Consider the following 275-nt stretch of genomic DNA (forward strand, 5'->3'; position numbering starts at 1 on the left):
CCGGTGGATGGACTCGATGTTGGCGATCGTGGGGCCGCCACCGTGGTTGCCCACGCCGTAGAACACCATCGCGACGGCGTTCTCGCCGAAGCCGACGCTGCGGTCGAGCGAGGCGAGCGACTTCTCGGTCTGGCCGTCGACGGAACCGCCCGGGCTGCCGTACTCGAATGGGATGCGGTAGGCGAGCACGCGCGAGCCGTCCGGCGCCTCCCACCAGAACAGCGAGGCCCCGAAGTCGGACTCGTGCGGGCCCGGACGAAGGAACGTGTACGAGT

At 69.5% G+C, this 275-nt stretch carries 1 protein-coding gene; it reads right to left on the reverse strand.

Going from position 1 to position 275, the window contains the following annotated elements; genetic code table 11:
* Window positions 1–275: hypothetical protein (locus tag SB719_RS19895; protein ID WP_412159699.1), on the reverse strand; the 275-nt coding region annotated here is incomplete at both ends.

The organism is Pantoea sp. SIMBA_079 (genome assembly GCF_046940275.1).
Classification (GTDB): Bacteria; Pseudomonadota; Gammaproteobacteria; order Enterobacterales; family Enterobacteriaceae; genus Pantoea; species Pantoea borealis.